Raw genomic sequence first — 20,205 nt, 5'->3', positions numbered from 1 at the left:
CCGCCGGATCGATCACCGAGGGCCGGATCAGCGCAGGGTGGCGGTGAAGGTGCGGCCGTGGGCGTGGCGGGTCGCCGCCTGGATCAGGGTGCCGCCCGGCACGCGCCGTACCGTCACCCCCTCGTCGGCCGCGTCGAGCCTGAGGGGCGGGCCGTGCAGGACGACGGCGACGCGGTCGCGTCTCATCGTGGGGTCGGACAGGGCGACGGTCGTGTGCTCGCCGGACCGCACGATGACCGAGGCGGGGCCGTAGACGAGCAGGCGCCCGGCGTGGCGGGGGCCGTCGGCGAAGACGTTGGCGGCGACGATCCCGAGGGTCTCATGCTTGATCGCCTGCACGCGGCCGTCGTTGGCCAGGACGGTCAGCGGACCGTCCGCGTAGCGGCGCAGATGGGTCTCGGTCGCGTTGGGGACCAGGGCGTAGGCGAGGGTGGGGACGCCGCCGGTGGCGGGGTGGGTGATCGAGGCGGTGAAGACGTTCTTGGTCACGCTGGTGTCGGGGTTGGCGGTGCGGACGACTCTGCGGCTGCGGGTCACCGTCTCCACCCCCGCCGCGACGGGCTGCCTGGTGAGGAAGGCGTAGCCGATCGCGGTGCGGCGGGTGCCGTTGGCGTAGCGCAGCCAGCGTGGGGGCCTGGTGTCGCCCGCCTGCCAGGCCCTGCCGTCCCAGCGCTCGCCGGTGAGCTCGATCGCGTCGCCGGGAGCGGCGATGCGGCTGTCCACGGTGGTCACCGCATCGCGGCCGCCCTGGCCGGAGACTCCCGCGGCCAGCACGACGATCTCGTCGTCGAGCATGAACCAGGACTTGGTCGCGCGGGCGTTCCGGTAGGCGACGAAGTCGCCGGGCAGGATGCCGGCCTCCTTGGCGGTGTACGCGGCGTCGTCGGACTGCACCATGCCGGCCGCCCCGTAGGCGCCGAGCGTCGCGCCGCCGGAGAAGGTGTTCCCGGCGCGGGGGAAGTACACGTAGGTGTTCTGGGACTCCGAGGAGGAGGTGAAGTTCAGCGGATGACCCGGGTTCTCGTACCAGAACCGGCCGTACGACTCGGGCACCGTCCGTCGCTCCTCCACCGGCGCGGTGACCCCGGCCAGCCGGTACGGCGAGACGGTCGTGTAGTAGTCGACGCCGAAGACCTCGCGCTGGTCCTCGCCCGCGAGGTAGAGGTAGTAGGCGCCGTCGCCCTGGAACCAGGGCATCAGGTTCTCGCCGTTCATGTACTCGTACTTGCTGATCCGGTCGGAGCTGCGCGCCAGGGCGAAGGCGTAGCCGGGGCGCCGGTGGACGGTCCTGTCCATGGCGTTGAAGGCCACGCTGCGCTCGGGCGGGTTCAGGTCGGCGGCCGGGACGGCGGAGTCGAGGCGGATGGCCGCGTAACGGGCGATGCTGACCGGGGAGACGAAGGCGGCCGTGTCGGCGGGCGGCAGGAACCTGACGTACTTCCGCAGAGCGAGCGCGCCGGCGTCCTCGACGTGGTCGGCCAGGTCGGCGATGGCCTCCACGATCACTCCGACGTCGGCGTAGCCGGTGGTGGTGCGCGAGGCCGCCCGCCCCTTGACGATCTCCATCATCCAGCCCTCGAAGATCAGCGGGGCGAAGCCGTCGGCGATCCAGCGGTACACGACGCCGGCCAGGTCGGAGGCGTCGCCGCTCGTCGCGCCCTGGAGCATCTTGAGGGTCTGCACGACGCGGGTCAGCAGGATGCGCCCGTAGGAGCCGGTGTAGGCGACCGAGTGGTGCTGGATGAAGGAGCCGTCGCGGTAGTAGCCGTCGGTGACCCCGTGCCGCAGGTCGTAGGGGTCGATCGTGGCGAAGACCGTGGCCTGATCGGAGATGGCCTTGCCGACGCGGGCGTCGTCGCCGGTGAGCGCGCCCTGGAGGATCCGGTTGGCGGTGATGTCGGCCAGGTTCGCCCCGGTGTGGAAACGCGAGTCGAGGTCGACGTCGCCGTCCTTGCCGTTGCGCAGGTAGGCGTCCATCGAGGCGAGGTAGGTCGCCGTCAGGTCGGGCCGCTCCTCCCGTAGCCTCTCGGCGAGCAGGACCAGCGTCCTGCTCACGTGGGTGGAGATGCCGATCTCCCAGTTGTGCCAGTTGCCGTAGTAGCCCTTGGACTGGTCGCCGTAGTGGCGCTCGTGCAACCACTGGAGACCTTCGGCGACCCGCCGCTGGGCGGCGACGTCGTCGACGAGCCCGCCACCCGGCGTGCGGGTGGCCAGCGCGATCTCGTACAGGTACTGGAAGGCCAGGCGCAGGTTGGCGTCGTCGGTGCCGAGCCGCAGGCCCGAGAACAGCTCACCGGCGCCCGCCCGGTCCATGGCGGCCAGCCGTTGCCCGGCGGTGCCGGCGATCGTCGCGAGCTTGCCGGCGACCTCGGGGCGGGCGTTGACGTCCGGGGTCCCGGCGAAGATCGCCACGGTGTTGGCGAGCAGTCGCGCGTGGTCGATCCCCGCCGCGGCACGCGAAGGGGCGGCTACGGCGAGCAGACCGGCGGCGGGGAGCAGGGAGAGAACCTGGCGACGGGACATGTTCGGCACGGCGGGCTCCAGGCCGTTGGGGGGTATGCCGGGCTCACCCTACATGATCTACTTTTGTCAGCCCAGGACCCGCGGACCACCCGGTCTGCCGCCCGGGTGGAACGACGAAGGGCCCGGCCGATGATCCCGGCCCGGGCCCTTCGTGACTCAGGGTGAGTGAAGGGACTTGAACCCTCGACATCCAGGACCACAACCTGGCGCTCTGCCAACTGAGCTACACCCACCATGCGCCGCGCGATGGCGGCACAGGAAAAGTGTAGCGGTGTTCGGGAGTCTTTACGCCATTGACTAGCCCGTGACACGCTCGGCGAGTGTCCGCGCCGTGTTCGAGTCGGGGCCCGGCTGCGCCACGAACACCGCCGCCCGGTAGTAGCGCAACTCCCTGACGCTCTCGGTGATGTCGGCCAGTGCCCGGTGCCCGCCCTGCTTCTCCGGCGCGGCGAAGTAGACGCGGGGGTACCAGCGCCGCACCAGCTCCTTGATCGACGAGACGTCGATCATCCGGTAGTGCAGGTGGGCGTCGACCGCGGGCATGTCGCGCGCGAGGAACGTCCGGTCGGTGCCGATGGAGTTGCCGCAGAGCGGCGCCTTCTTCGGCTCCGGGATGTGGCGGCGGATGTAGTCGAGCACGAGCGACTCGGCCTCAGCGAGCGTCACCCCGCCCTGAAGCTCGGGCAGCAGGCCCGAGGCGGTGTGCATCTCGCGGACCACCTGCGACATCTGCTCCAGCGACTCGGGCGGCGGCTTGATGACCACATCGACGCCCTCGTCCACCTGGTTGAGCTCGCTGTCGGTGATGACGCACGCCACCTCGACGAGAGCATCGCGACCGAGGTCGAGCCCGGTCATCTCGCAGTCGATCCAGACCAGCAAGTCACTCATTCGCACTCCTCGCCCAAGCGGCTCGGAGCTGCCCGCCCGCTTGCTCACACGTCCAGCCTAGTGCCATGTGTCAGGCCGGCTTCAGCGAGCCGAGAACCTGATCCACCACATCGGTGCCGAGATTGTCCGGAACGGACACGTACACGATGGCCGGACGCTCGCCCGCACCGCGATCCACGAGGACGATCGCGCCGTTCTCCTTCTTCCACTTGTAGTCCCGATCCTTCGACACCTTGCTGAAGTCGAGCTCGAACTGGAACACCCACGCGTCCTTGTCGCCCACCTTCGTCGCCTTGTCCGCGACGATCTTGGTCTCGTGGGGGAGCTGGTAGAACCTGGCGAAGTCGGCGAAGACCGCCTTGGCCGTGGTGCCCAGGCTCTGGCTGCCCGAGTAGGGGTAGAGCTCGTTGAGCAGGCCTGTGTAGATGTTGCCGATCCAGTCGTCGGTGCCGTCGTACTTCTCCTGCGAGACCGCCTGCACACCGCTCGACCAGCGCTGCTGCGCCGGGCTGGTGCCGTTGATGGAGGCGGCGGCGGGCACGCTCCAGCCCTTCGGCGGCGCGTAGGACAGGCCGGCCTGCGCGTCGGTGATGCGGCCGTCCTGCGGCTGCGGCAGTTCGGCCGTCGGAGGCGGCGGCTCCGAGGACTGGCCGGGGTCGGGGAACTGCTCGGTATCGGTCTCGGTGGGCGTCGGCGTCGGCAACGCGGTGCCCGTGGAGTCGCCGCGGTTGACCAGGAAGATCGCCGCGGCGGCGAGCACGCCGATCACGACCAGCGCGGCCACGCCGCCGAGCACCCAGGGCAGCGGGTTGCTCCGCTTCGGCGGCCGGCCGAAGCCCGGACCGGGCGGCTGCGCGCCGCCCCACTGACCCGGCTGGTGCCCCGGCCCGTACGCGGGTTCGTACCCGCCCTGCCCGTACGCCGACTGCTCGTACCCGCCCGGCCCAGGACCGGGCTGACCGTAACCCGGCCGGCTGTAACCCTGCTGACCGTAGCCCGGTTGCCCGTGCGACGCCGGCCCGGACGGGGGTTGCTCGTACCCGCCCGGCCCGGACGGGGGCTGACCGTGGCCGGGCCCGCCGTATCCCGCCTGGCCGGGCGCGCCCGGTCCCGAGGGCGCGTCGAACGGCGGCTGACCCTCGCCCGGCCCGGACGGCTGCCCGGCGAGCGGGCTCTCCCCGTACGGGGACTGTCCCGGCAGCGGTTCGCCGAACCGGAGCGTCGGATTGGCCGGCGTGGCCGGCGCGTCAGGAACGGTCTGCGGCCCTGATGGCTGCTGCGGCCCCGCCTGCTGCTGCGGCTGAGCGCCCGGCTCCAGCGGGTGGGTGGCGTCGGTCCACTGGCTGCCGTCCCACCAGCGGAGTTGGGGCGATCCGTAGGGGTCGGGGTACCAGCCCGCGGGGGTCTGCGTGGTCATGCCGCCAGATTAGTAAGAACCGCTTTGATGCGCATTGTTCGGTGGGGCGGCTCAGCACTTGTAGGTGAACGACGCCTTGTCCGTCATGCGCGGGCCGGGCGACACCACGACGAGCGTGGCCGTGGCCTTGACGGTGCTGCGGCCCTTGAGCCGCCACCGCAGCGGCACCTCGTAGGAGGTCCGGTCGGAGGTGGTGCGCAGCGTCTGCTTGACCACCTCGTCGTCGGTGCTCTTGCGCCACTCGTAGCTGACCTCTCCCGGGGCGCCGTTGGTGACGATGGTGCCCCTGACGACCACGGCGCTGTCGCAGCCCTGCGTCTTCCTCGGCCCCTCGACCTCGATCGAGGCGACCGCCAGCGCCGGGGTGTCGCCGAGCTTCAGCCAGGCCAGGATCGCCCCGGCCATGATGACCGCGAACACCGCCGCCGACACGACCGTCCGGCGGCGCCGCGCGCGGGCGGCCCGGCCGTGGACCCTGCCGGCCCGCTGCAGGGTCTCCGCCTCGGCCTTCCCCTCCCGCCAGATCCGCTCCGCGGTGGTCTCCTGCGCTTCCTGCCGCGTCTCGACGCCCGGCCCGAACCGCATCGGTCCCGAGGAACCGCCGTCACCCGTCCCGCCGCCGTACGAGCCGCCCGACGCGGCGCCGTACGCGTCGCCCGACGCGCCGCCGTACCCGCCGCCGGGCCCGCCCGCCTGACCGCCGCCCGGCACGTGCAGGAGCGTCACGATGTCGCCCTCGTCGCGGGGGCCCGCGCCGTGGGCGGGAGGCTGCTCGTACGCGGGCTGCCGGGCGAACGCCGACCGGCCGCGTGCCGCCAGGATGAGCCCTTCACGGCTGATCACGCCGCCCGGCAGCGCCTCGCGCCCGCCGAGCAGCAGGTCCCTGGCGGCGGCCAGGCCGTACGTGGTCGCCGTCGCCGCCGCCCGCTCGAACAGTTCCACGGCCGCCGCCCCGCCGAGGGCGCCACCGGCCGCGCCGTACGGGTCGCTCGCCATGCCGGGCGTGCCGGCCGCGCCGCGGGCGGTGACGCCCCCTCCGCCGCGCATGGACGAGGCCAGGTCGCGGGCCAGCGAGGCCCATGACGCCAGGTCCCGCTCGGGCGGCGAGATCTGGCCGCGGATGGCGTCGGCCAGTCCGCGCTCCGACAGCAGTGCCACCCCGTCGGCCCCGATGACCACGGTCCTCGGGTGCAGCGAGCCGTGCGTGACCCCGGCCGCGTGCAGGGCGAGCAGCGTCTGCGCCGTGTCCACCAGCACCGCCGCCGCGCCGCCCGGGTCGACCTGGCCCGAGGCCGCCAGGTCGGTCAGCGTGGGGCTGACCGCCTGGGCGGTGAGCAGCCAGACCTGCTCGCCGGCCGCGACCATGTCGGCCACCGGGATCAGGCCGCCGATCCCGCTCGTCACCAGCCGCTGGTCGGTCAGCACGGCCGCCACGACCCGTTCGCGCACGCCGGGCAGCCCGATCACCCTCGGATCGAACAGCAGCGCCCCGGCCCTGCGGCCGTCGGGCGAGATCGCGTCGATCCAGTTGCCCAGCTCGGTGAGCCAGGTGTGCTGGGTGAGCCGGAAGCCGGCGATTCCGTCTCTCGTGTTCTCCATCGCCGTCGCTCCCCGGTGCCGCTAGCGCTTCCTCCGGTGCCGCCCCGCCATGCGGCGCTTCACCGCAAGTGTGACCGGAACCGTCCCCGACGTCACCAGCCCGGCCGCGAGCAGCGCGACGGCCGTCTCGCCGGTCTCGGGGGCGGGCGTGCCTCCGTCGGGTTGGGCCGCCCTGGGGGTGCCCGGCCCGTTGTCGTCGATGGTCGGAGTCGGCGTACCGGTGGGCGTGGTCGTCGAGGGACTGGGGTCGGGGCGGGGGGAGGCGGTGGAGCGCGAGGGGGACGGGCTGGGCGCCCGCGACGTCACCTGCGTGGTGGGCGGGTCGTCGACCGTGCCGGTGATGTCCGGGGCGGGCGACTCGCTCGGGGCCGGCTCTTCGGTCGTCCTGGCCGGGGTGGGCGTGGGCCGGCGCGACGGGGACTTCGACGGCTTGGGCGTGGGGCTCTTCGTGGTGGCGACCGGGACGGCGACGCTCGCCGACGTCGTCGGCTGCGGCGCGGGATCGTCGGACGGCGGACCGGTGGGCGACGCGGTGGGCTCGTCGGTCTCCTCCGGGACATCGTCGGTCGGCTCGTCGGTCGGCCCGTCGGTGGTGTCGTCGGTGGTGTCGTCCGCGGGTTCGAGGGTCGCGGGCGCCGCCGTGGTGGGCGTCACCTCCGAGCTCTGCGCCCGCAGCGCCGTGTCGTCGAAGGCGTTCACCGCGACCATCGTCACGCCCACCAGCAGGCCCACGCAGACGGCACCGATGAGGATCTTCGAGGAGAGCTTGGCGAGCAGGCTGGACGGCTCGTCGAACGTGGTCTCGGCGAGCGAGGTCTGGGTCTCCGCCGGCGCCTCCGGCGTGCTGGGGAAGAGCAGGGCGAGCAGGCCCGCGAGCCGCGCGAGGCGACGGCGTCCGCGCTCCTCCCAGTCCGGCCCGTACGCCTCGGCCGCGACGGCCTCCAGCTCGGTGAGGAACGCCTCGGCGGACGGCGGGCGCTCGGCGGCGTTCTTGGCCATGCCGCGCTCGACCAGGCCGCGCAGCGCCGCGGGCACCTCCTCGACCGGTGGCTGCACGCTCTGGTGCTGCCGCGCGAGCGCGGCCACGTTGGACGCGCGGAAGGGCCGGGCGCCGGTGAGGCACTCGAAGAACACCACCGTGGCGGCGTAGACGTCGGTGGCGGGCGCGGCGGGCGCTCCCGACCACTGCTCCGGGGCCATGTACGGCGGGGTGCCGGCGGCGCTGCCGCCTTCGCCGGCCCGCACGGCGATGCCGAAGTCGACGAGCTTGCTGACGCCGTCGCCCTGGACGACGACGTTCTCGGGCTTGAAGTCGCGGTGCACCACGCCGATCGCGTGGGCTGCCGCCAGGCCTTTCAACGAGCCCTTGAGCACGGTCAGCGCGGCCTCCGGCCCCGTGGGCCCCTCCGACCGCAGGAGCTGGCGCAGCGACACCCCGTTGACGAGCTCCATGACGATCGCCGCGCCGGAGCCGGTCTCGACGTAGTCGATCAGCCGGGCGTTGTACGGGCTGCGCAGGGTGGCGAGCAGCCGGGCCTCGTGCCGGAAGCGGGCGACGAAGCCCACGTCGTACCTGAGCTGGTCGGACAGGTACTTGACGGCGACCTCGGCGCCGTCGTGGTCACGCCTCGCCAGGACCACCCGGCCGGCGGAACCGCTCCCCAGCTCGCGGACGGCGCTGTACCCAGGGACCCCCCACTGTTCATCACCGTGCATAACGGTCTCCTCTGGAGTCTTCTGGGCCCCCACCCAAAACAAACGCACCGTAGCTTAACCACAAGGGACAGCTTTCCGCCCATGAGTGCACGAATGAGGTTGAAATCACAGGTCAGTGGGCCGGACCCGGCGGCCTCGCGCCGGTGGCCGGTGACTCCTGCGTCCGGCCGTCCCCGGTGCCCGGCTCCCGTGCCGGGCCGTCCTCCTGTGGCTCCTCCTGCGGCGGCTCCGAGGGCGGGCAGGCGGCGGTGCGTCCCGACGCGCGGGCGGTGCCGTTGCCGGCCGCCGGGCCGGTGGCAGCCCGGACCTGCCACGTCGCGCCGCACGGCACCTCGCCGAACGGGTGGCCGACGGTCCTGGTGTAGGAGGTGCCGCCGGACAGCGTGAGCTGCTCGGTACGCGCCAGCCCGCCCACGGTGAACGAGACGGTCAGCCGGACGGGCTGCTCGTCGACCGTGTTCACCGCGACGACCGCCGTGGCGGTGCCGCGCTCGGTCATCACCGCGCGCACGATCGACACCCGCCGGACGGCCGGGGGACAGTTCACCCGGGCGCGGGCCGTGGCCTGCCGGTCCCCGGCCGTCACCAGCACCGAGACCGTGGCGCCGCACGGGCGGCTGCGGAAGGCGTGGCCGAGCGACCGGGAGTAGGCGGTGCCGCCGGACAGCGCCGCCTCCTTGGTGGCGACCGTGTCGCCGTTCACCGCGAACCTGGCCCGCACCGGCACCGTCGCCGTGCCACTGGTCAGCACCCGGATCCGCGCGGACGCCGCCCGGCCGGGCGAGGCGGCCATGGACAGGGCCACCCGCAGGTCGGTGACCGTGGTGGGGCAGCGCGGCACGGCCAGCGTGGCCGTCCTGGCGCCGCCGGGCGCGGCGGGGTCGGTGGCGACGGTCAGGGTGACCGTCCTGCCGCAGGGACGCTCCCCGAGGTCGTGGCGGAGCGTACGGGTGTAGGAGGTGTCGCCGCTCAGGCGTAACCGCTGGGTGTGGACGACGGCGCCACCGACGGCCCAGGTGGCGGTGGCGGTGACGGGAGCGGTGCCGGTGGCCCGGATCGTGACCGTCGTGGCGGCGACGGCGTCGGCGTTCACCGTGAGCCCGCCGACACCGATGGCGGCCACCGACGTGACCGGCGTGGGGGTCGGGGTCGGGGTCGGCGTGGGGGTGGGAGTCGGGGTTGGCGTGGGGGTCGGGGTCGGTGTGGGCGTCGGTGTGGGGGTTGGCGTGGGGGTGGGGGTGGGTGTCCGTGTGGGGGTGGCCGTGGTCGGGCTGATCGTCTGCGGGGTGGTGGTCCGGGGAGTGCTCGGCCGGGGGGTGCTCGTCCGAGGGTCGGGCGTCCGCGGCGGCGTCGTGCGCGGGGAGCCGGTCTCCGTGCCGCCGGTCTCCGGAGGGCCGGTCCGGGGGCCGCCGGTCTGGGGCACGGACGGCAGGACGGCGGGTGACGGGTCGCCGGTCACGCTCCCGGGTGTGGCGGGCTCCGGCGAGCCGCCGCCACCCGGCTCGGGTTCGGGCTCCGGGGAACCGAGCTGGCCCGGGGGCGCCGACTGCGACGGCGCGGCCGCCACGTCGAAGGTCTTCGGTGCCTGCGTCCGCCCGGACAGCACGGCCACGGCGGCGACGGCCACCACGGCGGCCAGCCCGGCACCCATGCCGAGCCGTACCGCGTTGTCGCGCGCGCCGCGCGCCGCCCCGCGAAACACGGTCCGTGCCAGCGAGGTGGAGACCTCGGCGGGCGCCGGCTCCGGCGTCGGCAGCAGCAGGGCGAGCAGCGCCACCAGCGCGGCCAGCCGCCGCCTGCCGCGTTCCTCCCAGTCCTCGCCGTAGGCGGCCCTGGCCGCCTCCTCCAGCGCGGCCACGAACGCCTCGGCGCGGGCGGGCCGCTCGGCCGGGTCCTTGGCCAGGCCGCGCATGAGCAGCTCGCGTACCGGCTCGGGGGCGTCGTGCACCGGGATGGGCGCGTACACGTGCTGGTAGCCGAGCACGCTCGGCTCGGTCGACCGGTAGGGCCGGTGACCGGTCAGGCACTCGAAGAAGACCGCCGTGGCCGCGTACACGTCGGTCGCGGGCGAGGCCGGCGCGCCCGCCCACAGCTCCGGCGCCATGTACGGCGGCGTGCCCGCCGGGGTCGAGACCGTGCCCTCGCGCACGGCGATGCCGAAGTCGACGAGCTTGCTGACGCCGTCGGGGCGGACGATGACGTTCTCGGGCTTGTAGTCGCGGTGCACCAGGCCCGTCGCGTGCGCCCTGGCGAGGCCGAGCAGCGAACCCTTGAGCACGACCAGCGCCGCCTCCGGGCCCGTCGTGCCGTTCTCGCGCAGCAGCGCGCGCAGCGAGACGCCGTTGACCAGCTCCATGACGATGGCCGCGCCCGCGGGCTCCTGCACGTACTCCCACAGTGTGGCGATGTGCTGGTCGCGCAGCGTCATCAGCAGCCGGGCCTCCGCCTGGAACCGGCCCAGCGCCTCCGGGTCCCGCAGCAGGCGCTCCGAGAGGTACTTGACCGCGACCTTGACGCCCGTGTCGTCGTGCACCGCGAGCACGACCCGGCCGCTGGCACCCGCGCCGAGCTGCCTGACCTCCGTGTAACCCGGAGCGCTCCACTCCATTGCCTGCCTCCCATCAGGAGCCGGCCCCACCTGATGAGACGCGTGATCTAGGGGCGAGGTTTGCCGAATGGTTCCTGTTTCATGGAACTACCGCCGGCCGCTGATGTGAACAGGTACGTCCATACCTTCTGGGAGCACCGGGTCGGGCACCGGAACGCCCCACGAGGTCTCCAGGGGGAGCACCCCCGCCCAGACGGGCAGCGCGTAGTCCTCGTCCTCGTCGTTCGGCGCGCCGCGCCTGATCTTGACGGACGCCTCCTCCAGCGACAGGGCCAGCACGGCCGTGGCCGCCAGCTCCTTGCGCGACGGCTGCCGGGCGTAGTCCCACTGGCCGGGCGCGAGCTGCTCGGTCAGCGCCCGCAGGCCCTCCAGCCGCTCCTCCTCGTCCGTCACCATCCTGGCCCGGCCGTAGATGATCGCCGAGCGGTAGTTCACGGAGTGGTTGAACACCGACCGGGCCAGCACGATCCCGTCCACGTGCGTGACCGTGACGCAGACCTCCGTGCCCTCGCCGGCGCGCAGCGAGCGGGCGCCGGTGGAGCCGTGCAGGTAGAGGGTCTCGCCGACGCGCCCGTAGCCGGTGGGCACCACCATCGGGTGGCCGTCCGCCACCACGCCCAGGTGGCAGAACAACCCGGTGTCGAGCACCTCGTACAGGTCGTTCCTGTCGGTGCTGCCGCGGTGCTTCTCGCGGCCGAGCCTGGTGCGGGGTGTGGTGGAGAGCATGCGTTCGACGATAGCCGCGAAGTGGACCTATCCTGTAGGGCCACTATCGAGCACTTCTTGGAGACCACTTACGTGCGCAGTCTCGCCGACCTGCCCGTATCCCTGGACCGGGACGCGGCCACGCCGCTCTCGGCCCAGCTCGCCGACTGGCTGCGGCGGGCCATGCTGGCGGGCACGCTGGCGCCGGGGGAGCGGCTTCCGTCCTCACGCGGGCTCGCCGCGCAGCTCGGAGTGAGCCGGACGGTGATCACGGAGGCGTTCCAGCAGCTGTACGCCGAGGGGTGGCTGGAAGGGCGGCACGGCTCGGGCACGTTCGTCGCCCCCGCCGAGACGCCCCGCCGCGCGGCGGGGGTCGGCGGCGCGACGGGGGTCGGCGGCGCCGGCCTCCTGGAGCCGGGCGGCAGCGCGGCGGGCAGGGGCCCGGGCGCGACGAGCCGAAACGGCGACGCGGCGGGCCGGGCGCCGGGTGTGACCGGGCCGGGCGGCGGCGTGGCGGGCTGGGCGTCGGGTGTGACCGGGCCGGGCGGGAGCTTGGCGGGCAGAGCGACGGGTGTGATCGGGGCGGGCGGCGGCGTGGCGGGCCGGGTGTCGGGTGCGGCCGGGGGCGGCGGCGTGGCGGGTGGGGGGCGGCCGGTGGACCTCAGGCCCGGTCATCCCTGGGTGCGCGACTACGACGAGCCCGCCTGGAAGCGGGCCTGGCGCCGGGCCGCCGACCTGCCGCCCGGCGGCGACCCCGACCCGTACGGCCTGCCCCACCTCAGGGAGCTGCTGGCCGGCCACCTGCGGCGCACCAGGGCCGTGGCCGTGGGCCCCGAGAACATCCTCGTCACCCGCGGCACCGGCAACGGCCTCGACCTGTGCGCGCTGGCCCTGCTCGCCGGCGGCGGCCGGGCGGGCGTCGAGGAGCCGGGCTACCGGGTGGCCCGCGCGGTGTTCGCGGCCAGGGGAGCCGAGATCGTGCCCTGCCCGGTGGACGAGGACGGCGTCGTCGTCGACGACCTCCCCGGCGATCTCGGCCTGCTTTACACCACGCCCGCCCACCAGTACCCGCTCGGCGGGCGCCTGCCGATCCCGCGCCGCGAACGCCTGCTCACCTGGGCCCGCGCCACCGGCGCGATGGTGGTGGAGGACGACTACGACGCGGAGTTCCGCTACGACGTGGCCCCGCTGCCCGCCCTGTTCGGCCTCGACCCGTCACGCGTCGTGCTGCTCGGCACCCTGTCCAAGTCGCTCGCCCCCGACGTCGGCCTCGGCTGGCTGGTCGGCACCGAGGAACTCGTGCACCGGATCGCGGCCCTGCGCGACGACCTGGGCGATCGGACAAGCGGGCCTGTCCAGCAGGCCGTCGCCACCCTGCTCGAACGCGGCGACCTCGACCGCCACCTGCGCCGCATGCGGCTGGAGTACGCCCGGCGCCGCGCGGTCGTCGTCGAGGCGCTCGGCGGGGTGTGCCGCCTGCGCGGCGACACGGCGGGGCTGCACGTCCTCGCCGAGCTCCCGGCGGGCGCGGTCGCGCCGCTCGTCGCCGCGGCCCGGGAGGAGGGCGTCCTGCTCGACTCCACCGACCGTCACCACCACGGGCCGCCGAGGGTGCACGGCCTCGTCATCGGATACGGCTCGGCCTCGCTGCCGGAGGTGCGCCGCGGCTGCGCCATCCTGGCCCGCCTCATTGCGCCGCGAACCCGAGCGGCGTTCTAATGTGGTCCCATGACCGTACCCGGCATTGACTGGCCCCGGCTGGCCGCGTGGCTGGCCGCGCACGTCCCGAGCGCGGGCGAGCCCCTGGGGGTGTCGCTGATCTCCGGCGGGAAGTCGAACCTCACCTACCTCGTGGAGGCGAGCGAGCAGCCCGTCGTGCTGCGCCGCCCGCCGCTCGGTCACGTGCTGCCGACGGCGCATGACATGCGGCGCGAGTGGCGGGTCATCTCCGCCCTGGCCGGCACGCCCGTGCCGGTCCCGCCCGCCCTGGCCTTCTGCGCCGACGAGGACGTCGTCGGCGCGCCGTTCTACGTCATGGGCCACGTGGCCGGGACGGCCGTTCTCGCGAAGGAGCAGCTCGGCGACCTGCCGCCCGAGCGGGCGCGGCGGCTGGCCGAACGGCTCGCCGAGGTCCTCGCCGCCATCCACGACGTCGACTACCGGCAGGCGGGCCTGGCCGACTTCGGCCGCCCCGAGGGCTACCTCGCCCGCCAGCTCCAGCGCTGGGAACAGCAGTGGGAACGGTCGAAGACCGCCGACCTGCCCGAGTACGACCGCCTGGTCGCCCGGCTGCGCCGACGCATGCCCGCCACGTCCGCGAGCACCCTCGTCCACGGCGACTACCGGCTGGACAACACGCTGGTGCGCCTGACCGCCGAGCCGCCGGAGATCCTGGCCGTGGTCGACTGGGAGATGTCCACCCTCGGCGATCCCCTGGCCGACCTGGGCCTCACCCTCACCTACTGGCAGGATCCCGGCGACGACGAGCGCGCCGGCCTGCCCGTCGCCGGCGACGTGACGCTCGCGCCCGGCTTCCTCAACGCCGCCGAGTTCGCCGCCCACTACGCCAAGGTGTCCGGCCGTGACATCGCCGACCTGGGCTTCTACGTGGCGTTCGGCAACTTCAAGCTCGCCGTGATCGTGGAGGGTATCCACGCCCGCTTCCGGCAGGGTAAGACCGTGGGGGAGGGATTCGACGGCATCGGCGCCGCCGTGCCCACTCTGATCGCCCGTGCCCACCGCATGCTCGACCAGGAGGCCCCATGAGCTCAGTGGCGTTGATCACCGGCGCGGCCAGCGGGATCGGGGCCGCCACGGCCCACCGGCTGGCCGACGGCGGGGCACGGTGCGTCCTGGTCGACCTCGACCACGACGCCGTCGAGCGGCTGGCCAAGGAGCTCGGCGGCACGGCGCTGACGGGCGACGTCACCGAGCGCGAGACGTCGGAGCGGGCCGTCGCCCTCGCCCTGGAGACCTACGGGCGGCTCGACCTGGTCCACCTGAACGCCGGGATCGTCAGCGGCGTCGACCTGTCCGCCTTCGACCCGGAGCGCTACCGCCGGGCGGTCGGCGTGAACATGGACGGCGTCGTGTTCGGCGTCGCGGCGGCGCTGCCCGCGCTGCGCCGGTCGGGCGGCGGCGCGATCGTGGTGACGGCGTCACTCGCCGGGCTGGTCGGCTACGACGGCGACCCGGTCTACACGATGACCAAGCACGCCGTGGTGGGACTGGTGCGCGCGCTGGCCCAGCCGCTCGCCGCCGACGGCATCCGCATCGGCGCGGTCTGCCCTGGCTTCACCGACACGCCACTGGTGTCGGAGATGCGTGAGACGTTCCGCGGCGCGGGGTTCCCGCTGCTGACGGCCGAGGACGTGGCCGCCGCCGTGGAGTCGGCCTTCTACGCCGAGGAGCCGGGTGCCGTCCTCGTGGTGCAGCCGGGCAGGTTGCCCGTGCCGTACCGGTTCGCGGGCGTCCCGGGCCCGGCCGGCGGCCAGCGGCCCCCCGAAGAGGTGCACGGCACCACGAGCGGCTGACCCCGGCGGCTACCAGTCCTGGGGCTCGCGGCGGCGGCTGACGCTGCGGCGGGGCGCCGGCGCGCGGTGCGCGCGCCGGCTCGTCACCAGCGCGCCGAGCGCCGCCGCCGAGGTGAGGGCGGCGAGCGTGATCAGCGTGCGGGACATGGTGAACGTCGCCGTCAGGAAGTAGATCTCGCTGACGATCATCCCGAGCCCGATGCTGATGGCCAGCGCCAGCGCTCCGCTCTCCATGGCGTCACCGGTGTGGTCCCGCCGCCCGAGCAGCGGCCGCACCAGCCCGATCACGGCCGCCCCCGGGCACACCAGCAGGAACACGATCGTCGTGACCACCCGCAGGGCGGACCCGGGCGCGGCCTCGGTCACCAGGACCGCGAGCCAGCCCGAGGTGGCCAGGAGCAGCAGCGACACCCGTGAGAACATCATTTTTTCCTCGCAGGAAGCAGCTCGTAGACGACCCCGCCGGCACTGCTCAGCACGAGCTTGAAGCGGCCGCTGGTCTCCACCTCGCGCTTGAGCCGGTCGATGGTGCCCTTCGGCAGGATGCCCGCCGTCTCCGTCGCCGGCCGTTGCGCCCGGTTGAGCACCAGGTAGCCCTTGGCCCCCGGCGGGATCTTCGACATGAGGCTGACGAGCGAGGGCGTCGGCTTCCGCACGAACTCCGCCAGGGTCGGCACGTACGCGGGCAGGTTGGGCACCGCCGTGCGCGAGGGGGGCAGCTCGTCCAGCCAGAGCTGGTCGAACCTTTCGTAGTCGTCGTACGCGCCCGGCAGGTAGAACGTGGGCGCCACGATCAGGGAGTTCTCCGGCGCGATCCGGTGGAGCTGCTTGACCAGCCGCACCTCGTCCAGCGTGAAGTAGTTGCTCTGCTCCTTGCCGTAGTTGCCGAAGAAGAAGCCCCCGACCATGAGCAGCAGCACGACCGGCAGGACCGTCACCCTCACCCACGCGCGGCGGTTGGGCAGGAACACCGACGCCGCCAGGAACGCCGTGAGAGGCAGCGTGAACAGGTAGACGCGGAAGATGATCTCGCCGCCGTAGCTGCCGGCCGCCAGGAACACCAGCGGGCTCAGCCCGATCATCAGCAGCGGCAGGCCGGGCCTGCGCAGCCATCGCCTGCGCAGGACGGCGCCGGCGATGGCCAGCAGCCACAGCCCGCCCGACAGGGCCCGGTCGGCGTAGGCCACGATCACCTGGCCCGGCGCGACGTCGCCGAGTGCGACGAGCCCCGCGTTGAGGTTGGACTGGGCGTCGCCCAGCGACTCGATGATGTAGTTGAGCTTGCTCTCCAGCAGGCTCCACGCGATGCCGACCGCCCACCCGCCGGCCAGGGCGGCGCTCAGCAGCAGGATGCCGAGGTTGCGGTACCTGCGCAGCACGAACAGGAAGGCCAGCGTCGCGACCAGCATGAGCGGGGTGAGCTGGTGCGAGGAGGCGATGGCGGCGATCGGGACGACGAGCAGCAGCGTCCACGTCAGCCGGGCGAAGGTCGAGGTCATGGGCGGCGGCTCGGCGGCCAGCCCGTCGGGGTCGGCACCGGCCCGGATCGGCCCCCGCCGGAAGCGCCGCACCACCACCGCCAGCACGATCAGGTAGAGCGCCAGCGTGGTCGCCTGCGGCGAGAAGTAGTCCTGGCCGACCCACGAGCAGGAGAAGTAGACCCAGATCGCGCCCCAGATGAGCTGCCGGTCCCGGGTCACCGTGCGGAACAGCAGCAGCAGCGGCAGCAGGGTGGCCACGTTGAACGCCAGCGGCCCCCACTTGGCGATGTCGACCGCGTTGTCCAGCCCGGCGGTCTCGGTCATCAGCGCGAAGAACGAGAAGAAGCCGGGCCACTGGTGGTAGGCCGACAGCGGCCCGTTGCCGGGATCGGTCGCCCCGTGTCGTATCAGGTAGTCGATGACCGACACGTGTTTCCACGCCCACGAGTAGCGCAGCGTGGGATAGAGCAGGCTGGGCGTGGCGTGCAGCACGGCGATGAGGATCAGCACGTAGCCGGCGTGCCACAGCTCCAGCGCGTGCCGGTCGCCGAGCAGGGCGACGAACCCGATGACCATGAGCCCTATCGCCACCCAGAAGGTGGCCGGCAGGACCGTCAGCAACCCCAGGTCGGTCATCTCGTCGAGGTTGACCGCGCGCAGCGACAGTCCCCACAGGATGGTGGAGACCGGCAGCGCGGTCCGCGCGATGAACCACGTCAGGTTGCTGGCCTGCGGGATGTGGTCGGTGCGCGTGGAGTCGAGGCGGCCGCTCAGGTAGCCGAAGAGCGTGGCGACCATCGCCATCAGCCGGGTCAGCAGCGCCTGCCACGGCTTGACGTTGTTGGGACCGGTCAGCGTGATCGCGTGGAACGCCGTCCGCGGCAGCGAGGCCTTCACCTGCGCCAGGTGGTTGCTCAGCTCCCTGCGGCCCCGGTCGCGCTGCGGCACGGCGGCCAGCGACTTGCCCTCGGCGACGCAGCGGGCCAGCACGTAGCCACGGGTGGCGCGCCGGGCGGAGATGCCGGAGCGGACGTTGGCCGCCGGCTCGTAGACGACCTTGCCGTTCGGATGCCGGTCGCGCAGCCGGTGCCACAGCTCGGCCTTGACGCCGCCGGGCGGCTCGGCCAGCACGTTGCCGGCCTGGTGGTCCAGGTCCTCGGGGAACCCGCCGGCCGCCTCCAGCGCCTCGCGCCGGAACGCCAGGCCCGCGCCGTACAGGTCGGACAGCGGCTCGCCCTCCTCGGGCGAGCCCGTGCACGAGTCGCCCATGAGCCAGGTCAGTTCCTCGGGGAACCACGTGGGCCGCCCCGACACCCAGCGCAGGGTCAGGTTGCTCCGGACGGCCAGCACGTGACGGTCGGCGAACGCCTCCAGCAGGCAGGCCGACCAGTCGGGCTCGGCGGCGGTCTCGTCGTCGTGGAAGGCCACCACGTCGCCGGTGGCCGCCGACAGGCCGAGGTTGCGGGCCGCGGCCACGCCCCGGTGGCCCTCGTTGTGCAGCACGACGACGCCGTCGAGCGCGGACCGGGCCAGTTCGGCCAGCTCGGGACAGTGGTCGACGACGACGATGATCTGCTCGGGGGGTGCCTGCTGGGCGCGCATCGAGGCGAGCGTGACCCGCAGGTTGTGCCACGCGGCCACCTCGCCGGTCACGATGACCACCGAGAGCGTGGGAGTCTCCCGCAGGGCAGAGGGGAGCTCGTCGGGGACGGCGGGCTCGGCGCCGGCGGCCTCCGGGGCGGGCTCCTCCTTCCTGAGGGTGATCTTGGGGATCGGACGGGTGTAGGTGGCGTCGTCCTCGGCCTCCGCCACGCCCTCGGGAGCGGCGACCTCCGCCACGCCTCCCGGCACGGCGACGTCCGCCGCAGTGTCCGGCTCTGCGCTGGCCGTCGTGTCCGCCCCGCTGCCCGATGCGCTGCCTGCGGTGCTGTCCGAGGTGTCCGCGTCCGCCGTCGTGGCCGTCGTGCTGCCGGAAGCGCTGGGCGGTGTGGTGTCCGGTGTCGTCTTCGCGGCCTTGTCCAGGAGTCGCCGGACGTCCGCTAAGGCCCACACCTGGGTCGCCGTCACGTCCTCGCTCGGGGACGCCTCCGCACCGTCCACGGCATCACCGCTCTCGGCGGTGTCCGTGCCGGCGGCCTCCTGGGTCGTGTCGTCCGCGTCGTGGTCATCGGCCCGGGATCCGGCGCCATCGCCGGCGGGGACGGTCCGGACGGGCAGGGGACGCGCGGGCAGCGTGCGGTCGGCATCGATGTCGGCCGCGTCGCCCTCGTCCGAAGAGGCGTCGTCGGCAGCCGCGGGCCCGGCGTCGTCGCGATCGGATCGGGCGGGCACGCGGAGCACCTGGATCGTCTCCGACCCGTCGCCATCCTCGGCGTCCGGTGGCTCGTCGGGAGGGGAGAGGGGGCCGCGCGGTAGCCGGATGGCCCTGGTGGCCGAGTCGTCGGTCACCTCGTCGGTGTTCCTGCCCTCCACCGGTTTACCTTTCGCTGGCGTGGCCCTGCGTGCTGACTGCCTGTGACTTTACTCGGTATCGAAGGTCCCAACGCATGCCTCATGATCAGGCTTAACGGTGCGAATCCCCAAATACTTCGTCATATCTGGCGCGGCGGATGTCGCCTCAGGCCGGCGTCTTCGGCAGGTCCCTGCGAACGTACGGCGCCCTGCCCGCCTCGGCGAAGGTGGCCAGGGTGCCGGGGCCGGTGAGCGTGAAGTCGCACTTGTTGTCGTCTACAGCGTTCCACTGGACGACGGCCTTGATGTTCGGCAGGTCCTCCAGCACCCCGGGGACGTCCTCGTACCACCGGCCGCGCGCGTCGGGGTCCTTCGGGTCGGTCTCGGTGCCGTACTCGCTCAGGATGAACGGCTTGCGGCCGAACCCGTTGCTCATGAGCCAGTCGTAGGTGGGCTCGATGGTGTCCTCGAAGCTCTGCCAGGCGGCGTTGCGGCAGCGGGCGAAGTTGTAGGGGTCGTAGCTGACCCAGTCGACGTAGGCGTCGCCCGGGTAGAACGCCTTCCACCGGTTGCGGTAGGGGTAGTAGCCGGTGACGCCCCACACCCACGCCACGTTGGTGACCCCGAGCTCCCTGAACCTGTGGACGATGTGCCGGTAGGCCGCGATGTACTCGGCCGGGGTGCCGCTGTCGGGCCGCAGCTCCATCTCGCCGTCGAAGCCGACGAGCACCGGCTTGCCGTACGCCTTGATCCGCTGCGCCTGCGGGTCGATGACGCTCGCGTCGGCCTCGCCGCGGGCGATGGCCTGCCACGGGATGCTGTCGCCGCTCTCCCAGCGCTCGGACTCCCAGCCGAGCAGCAGCAGCCGGTCGCGGCCCAGTTCGGGCTCGTCGTCGCGGAGCATCATGCCGTTACGCGACTCGGACATGTCGTGGTAGGTGAACACGATGTCGAACGTCCGTCCGACCTGCCGCTCCAGGCCGGACACCGAGGTGAGCATGCTGCCCTGCACGGGCGGGGTGTAGATCCCCCACCAGGCGCCGCACGCGGGCCCCAGCCTCAGTGTGGCCGGCGCCGAGCAGGGCCGCCGCGGAACCGCCGCCCCCTGCGCGACCGCCTCCCTGTCGGGCCTGGCGGCGACGTAGACCACGGCCCCTCCGGCCACCAGCACCGAGAACCCGGCCAGCACGGCCCACAGCTTGCGACGGCTTTTGCGAGGGACGGCGTGCTTGCCCCCGGTCTCCTGCGGCATGTGGCTCTCCGTGATCTTCGCCCGCCGTC

The 20,205-nt window shown here is 73.4% G+C and carries 13 protein-coding genes and 1 tRNA gene; 3 read left to right on the top strand and 11 right to left on the bottom strand.

Annotated features, from left to right (window positions below; translation table 11 throughout):
• Positions 1-27: 27 nt before the first annotated feature.
• The 8 genes from FHU36_RS38525 to FHU36_RS38490 form a co-directional block, all read right to left on the bottom strand.
• Positions 28-2,523 carry a polysaccharide lyase family 8 super-sandwich domain-containing protein gene (locus tag FHU36_RS38525; protein WP_185089067.1) on the bottom strand — a complete coding sequence of 832 codons (2,496 nt, stop codon included), beginning with the start codon at positions 2,521-2,523 and terminating at the stop codon, positions 28-30.
• Positions 2,524-2,683: 160 nt separating this feature from the next.
• A tRNA-His gene (locus tag FHU36_RS38520) sits at positions 2,684-2,756 on the bottom strand.
• A 64-nt stretch (positions 2,757-2,820) separates the two neighbouring features.
• Positions 2,821-3,414: an oligoribonuclease gene (gene orn / locus FHU36_RS38515; RefSeq protein WP_185089066.1), complete on the bottom strand. Its 594-nt coding sequence runs from the start codon at positions 3,412-3,414 to the stop codon at positions 2,821-2,823.
• A gap of 70 nt (positions 3,415-3,484) precedes the next feature.
• Positions 3,485-4,831, bottom strand: coding sequence for a DUF2510 domain-containing protein (locus tag FHU36_RS38510; RefSeq protein ID WP_185089065.1), 1,347 nt, complete (start codon positions 4,829-4,831; stop codon positions 3,485-3,487).
• A 51-nt stretch (positions 4,832-4,882) separates the two neighbouring features.
• On the bottom strand, positions 4,883-6,430 hold the full coding sequence (locus FHU36_RS38505; protein ID WP_185089064.1) for a protein kinase family protein: 1,548 nt from the start codon (positions 6,428-6,430) through the stop codon (positions 4,883-4,885).
• Positions 6,431-6,451: 21 nt separating this feature from the next.
• A complete protein-coding gene (locus tag FHU36_RS38500) occupies positions 6,452-8,146 on the bottom strand; it encodes a serine/threonine-protein kinase (protein WP_185089063.1) in 1,695 nt (564 codons plus the stop codon).
• 112 nt (positions 8,147-8,258) lie between these two features.
• The gene (locus FHU36_RS43900; protein WP_221497276.1) at positions 8,259-10,754 is read right to left on the bottom strand and encodes a serine/threonine-protein kinase; all 2,496 of its coding nucleotides are present in this window, start codon (positions 10,752-10,754) and stop codon (positions 8,259-8,261) included.
• A gap of 87 nt (positions 10,755-10,841) precedes the next feature.
• Entirely contained in the window at positions 10,842-11,480 is a 639-nt protein-coding gene (locus FHU36_RS38490) for a pyridoxamine 5'-phosphate oxidase family protein (RefSeq protein ID WP_185089062.1), read from the bottom strand.
• A 57-nt stretch (positions 11,481-11,537) separates the two neighbouring features.
• On the opposite strand from FHU36_RS38490, the gene FHU36_RS38485 reads away from it, so the two are divergent.
• Genes FHU36_RS38485 through FHU36_RS38475 form a run of 3 tightly spaced genes read left to right on the top strand, consistent with a single transcriptional unit; the run spans position 11,538 to position 14,992 of the window.
• A complete protein-coding gene (locus FHU36_RS38485; protein WP_246503223.1) occupies positions 11,538-13,178 on the top strand; it encodes an aminotransferase-like domain-containing protein in 1,641 nt (546 codons plus the stop codon).
• Positions 13,179-13,187: 9 nt separating this feature from the next.
• Complete coding sequence (locus FHU36_RS38480; RefSeq protein ID WP_185089061.1) at positions 13,188-14,225, top strand: phosphotransferase family protein; 1,038 nt, start codon at positions 13,188-13,190, stop codon at positions 14,223-14,225.
• Positions 14,222-14,992, top strand: a complete 771-nt coding sequence (locus tag FHU36_RS38475) for an SDR family oxidoreductase (protein ID WP_185089060.1) — start codon at positions 14,222-14,224, stop codon at positions 14,990-14,992. Before FHU36_RS38480 ends, FHU36_RS38475 begins: the two co-directional genes overlap by 4 nt.
• 9 nt (positions 14,993-15,001) lie before the next feature.
• Here the strand turns inward: FHU36_RS38475 and FHU36_RS38470 are convergent, their stop codons facing one another.
• The 3 genes from FHU36_RS38470 to FHU36_RS38460 all read right to left on the bottom strand — a co-directional run bounded on the left by FHU36_RS38470 (position 15,002) and on the right by FHU36_RS38460 (position 20,176).
• Complete coding sequence (locus FHU36_RS38470; protein ID WP_185089059.1) at positions 15,002-15,403, bottom strand: hypothetical protein; 402 nt, start codon at positions 15,401-15,403, stop codon at positions 15,002-15,004.
• Between the two features lie 11 nt (positions 15,404-15,414).
• Entirely contained in the window at positions 15,415-18,945 is a 3,531-nt protein-coding gene (locus tag FHU36_RS38465; RefSeq protein ID WP_185089058.1) for a glycosyltransferase family 2 protein, read from the bottom strand.
• A gap of 145 nt (positions 18,946-19,090) precedes the next feature.
• Positions 19,091-20,176: a glycoside hydrolase family 26 protein gene (locus FHU36_RS38460; RefSeq protein ID WP_185089057.1), complete on the bottom strand. Its 1,086-nt coding sequence runs from the start codon at positions 20,174-20,176 to the stop codon at positions 19,091-19,093.
• Positions 20,177-20,205: the final 29 nt, after the last annotated feature.

The organism is Nonomuraea muscovyensis, from assembly GCF_014207745.1.
Classification (GTDB): domain Bacteria; phylum Actinomycetota; class Actinomycetes; order Streptosporangiales; family Streptosporangiaceae; genus Nonomuraea; species Nonomuraea muscovyensis.
This window is presented reverse-complemented; position numbering and strand designations above follow the sequence as displayed.

Bases quoted from the DNA above. Each gene is read 5' to 3' on its own strand.
- FHU36_RS38510 (WP_185089065.1), bottom strand. From the start codon at position 4,831: ATGACCACGCAGACCCCCGCGGGCTGGTACCCCGACCCCTACGGATCG.
- FHU36_RS38500 (WP_185089063.1), bottom strand. From the start codon at position 8,146: ATGCACGGTGATGAACAGTGGGGGGTCCCTGGGTACAGCGCCGTCCGC.
- orn (WP_185089066.1), bottom strand. From the start codon at position 3,414: ATGAGTGACTTGCTGGTCTGGATCGACTGCGAGATGACCGGGCTCGAC.
- FHU36_RS38490 (WP_185089062.1), bottom strand. From the start codon at position 11,480: ATGCTCTCCACCACACCCCGCACCAGGCTCGGCCGCGAGAAGCACCGC.
- FHU36_RS38480 (WP_185089061.1), top strand. From the start codon at position 13,188: ATGACCGTACCCGGCATTGACTGGCCCCGGCTGGCCGCGTGGCTGGCC.
- FHU36_RS43900 (WP_221497276.1), bottom strand. From the start codon at position 10,754: ATGGAGTGGAGCGCTCCGGGTTACACGGAGGTCAGGCAGCTCGGCGCG.
- FHU36_RS38460 (WP_185089057.1), bottom strand. From the start codon at position 20,176: ATGCCGCAGGAGACCGGGGGCAAGCACGCCGTCCCTCGCAAAAGCCGT.
- FHU36_RS38505 (WP_185089064.1), bottom strand. From the start codon at position 6,430: ATGGAGAACACGAGAGACGGAATCGCCGGCTTCCGGCTCACCCAGCAC.
- FHU36_RS38475 (WP_185089060.1), top strand. From the start codon at position 14,222: ATGAGCTCAGTGGCGTTGATCACCGGCGCGGCCAGCGGGATCGGGGCC.
- FHU36_RS38525 (WP_185089067.1), bottom strand. From the start codon at position 2,523: ATGTCCCGTCGCCAGGTTCTCTCCCTGCTCCCCGCCGCCGGTCTGCTC.